Origin of the sequence: Rhizobium sp. BK619 (assembly GCF_014195245.1) — a bacterium.
Taxonomy (GTDB): Bacteria; Pseudomonadota; Alphaproteobacteria; order Rhizobiales; family Rhizobiaceae; genus Rhizobium; species Rhizobium acidisoli.
The window spans coordinates 1-2,965 of record NZ_JACIBH010000033.1; the positions used below are offsets into that span (position 1 = coordinate 1).

General features: G+C 54.2%; 2 rRNA genes. Both read left to right on the forward strand.

Annotated elements, in window-relative coordinates:
- Positions 1-2,585: ribosomal RNA gene (locus tag FHX14_RS32690) — 23S ribosomal RNA — on the forward strand; the annotation flags it as partial.
- A gap of 237 nt (positions 2,586-2,822) precedes the next feature.
- Positions 2,823-2,937, forward strand: a 5S ribosomal RNA gene (rrf, locus tag FHX14_RS32695).
- Positions 2,938-2,965: the final 28 nt, after the last annotated feature.

Below are 2,965 nucleotides of genomic sequence, written 5' to 3' on the forward strand. Positions count from 1 at the left end.
ATAGGGTGTAAGAAGCGAACGCAGGGAACTGAAACATCTAAGTACCTGCAGGAAAGGACATCAACCGAGACTCCGCAAGTAGTGGCGAGCGAACGCGGACCAGGCCAGTGGCAATTGTGATTAAAGTGGAACGCTCTGGAAAGTGCGGCCGTAGTGGGTGACAGCCCCGTACGCGTAGATATCATGATTGTCCTAGAGTAGGGCGGGACACGAGAAATCCTGTCTGAACATGGGGAGACCACTCTCCAAGCCTAAGTACTCGTGCATGACCGATAGCGAACAAGTACCGTGAGGGAAAGGTGAAAAGCACCCCGACAAGGGGAGTGAAATAGAACCTGAAACCGGATGCCTACAAACAGTCGGAGCCCGCAAGGGTGACGGCGTACCTTTTGTATAATGGGTCAACGACTTAGTGTAACAAGCAAGCTTAAGCCGGTAGGTGTAGGCGAAGCGAAAGCGAGTCTGAATAGGGCGATTTAGTTTGTTGCATTAGACCCGAAACCGAGTGATCTAGCCATGAGCAGGTTGAAGGTTGGGTAACACCAACTGGAGGACCGAACCCGCATCTGTTGCAATAGATTGGGATGACTTGTGGCTAGGGGTGAAAGGCCAATCAAACTCGGAAATAGCTGGTTCTCCGCGAAATCTATTTAGGTAGAGCGTCGAGCGAATACCCCCGGGGGTAGAGCACTGGATGGGCTATGGGGACTCACCGTCTTACTGATCCTAACCAAACTCCGAATACCGGGGAGTACTACTCGGCAGACACACGGCGGGTGCTAACGTCCGTCGTGAAAAGGGCAACAACCCTAACCTCCAGCTAAGGTCCCCAAGTCATGGCTAAGTGGGAAAGGATGTGAGGATCCCAAAACAACCAGGATGTTGGCTTAGAAGCAGCCATCATTTAAAGAAAGCGTAACAGCTCACTGGTCTAAATAAGGGTCTTTGCGCCGAAAATGTAACGGGGCTGAAGCCATGCACCGAAGCTGAGGATGTGTAGCAATACACGTGGTAGCGGAGCGTTCCGTAAGCTGATGAAGGGAGACCTGTGAGGGCTCCTGGAGGTATCGGAAGTGCGAATGTTGACATGAGTAACGATAAAGAGGGTGAGAGACCCTCTCGCCGAAAGACCAAGGGTTCCTGCTTAAAGTTAATCTGAGCAGGGTTAGCCGGCCCCTAAGGCGAGGCAGAAATGCGTAGTCGATGGGAACCACGTTAATATTCGTGGGCCTGGTGGTAGTGACGGATTGCACAAGTTGTTCTGGTTTATTGGATTATCAGGGCAGCGGAGCGGTTCCAGGAAATAGCTCCACCGTATAGACCGTACCCGAAACCGACACAGGTGGTCAGGTAGAGTATACCAAGGCGCTTGAGAGAACTATGTTGAAGGAACTCGGCAAATTGCACGCGTAACTTCGGAAGAAGCGTGACCCCATTTTACGCAAGTATGATGGGGTGGCACAGACCAGGGGGTAGCGACTGTTTATCAAAAACACAGGGCTCTGCGAAGTCGCAAGACGACGTATAGGGTCTGACGCCTGCCCGGTGCTGGAAGGTTAAGAGGAGAGGTGCAAGCTTTGAATCGAAGCCCCAGTAAACGGCGGCCGTAACTATAACGGTCCTAAGGTAGCGAAATTCCTTGTCGGGTAAGTTCCGACCTGCACGAATGGCGTAACGACTTCCCCGCTGTCTCCAACATAGACTCAGTGAAATTGAATTCCCCGTGAAGATGCGGGGTTCCTGCGGTCAGACGGAAAGACCCCGTGCACCTTTACTATAGCTTTACACTGGCATTCGTGTCGGCATGTGTAGGATAGGTGGTAGGCTTTGAAGCGGGGACGCCAGTTTCCGTGGAGCCATCCTTGAAATACCACCCTTATCGTCATGGATGTCTAACCGCGGCCCGTCATCCGGGTCCGGGACAGTGTATGGTGGGTAGTTTGACTGGGGCGGTCGCCTCCGAAAGAGTAACGGAGGCGCGCGATGGTGGGCTCAGACCGGTCGGAAATCGGTCGTCGAGTGCAATGGCATAAGCCCGCCTGACTGCGAGACTGACAAGTCGAGCAGAGACGAAAGTCGGTCATAGTGATCCGGTGGTCCCGCGTGGAAGGGCCATCGCTCAACGGATAAAAGGTACGCCGGGGATAACAGGCTGATGACCCCCAAGAGTCCATATCGACGGGGTTGTTTGGCACCTCGATGTCGGCTCATCGCATCCTGGGGCTGGAGCAGGTCCCAAGGGTTTGGCTGTTCGCCAATTAAAGCGGTACGTGAGCTGGGTTCAGAACGTCGTGAGACAGTTCGGTCCCTATCTGCCGTGGGTGTAGGAATATTGACAGGATCTGTCCCTAGTACGAGAGGACCGGGATGGACATATCTCTGGTGGACCTGTTGTCCTGCCAAGGGCATAGCAGGGTAGCTATATATGGACGGGATAACCGCTGAAGGCATCTAAGCGGGAAACCCACCTGAAAACGAGTATTCCCTATCAGAGCCGTGGAAGACGACCACGTTGATAGGCCGGGTGTGGAAGTGCGGCAACGCATGAAGCTTACCGGTACTAATAGCTCGATCGGCTTGATCGTTCTCATTGACTGTGCTCATCTCCCGGCGACCGCAAAGCGGTCGTCCGGATCGATGATGCTTGACCTTTGTCCTGACGCGCCAATGGCGCTGCGGACGGCCCGCGCTACCAAGCGCGACGGCCTCTGGCCTGTATGGGGTGCCACAAGCGCCCTCGGGTGGAAAAGATCGAAGACGTGTTCAAAGGAAAACAGGCTAACGCCTGCCAGCTTCTCAAACATAAAGTTGCGCTTTGCCGACCTGGTGGTTATGGCGGGGTGGCTGCACCCGTTCCCTTTCCGAACACGGCCGTGAAACGCCCCTGCGCCCATGGTACTTCGTCTTAAGACGCGGGAGAGTAGGTCGCTGCCAGGTCTGCAAAGCGCAACTTTAAATCTTCTCA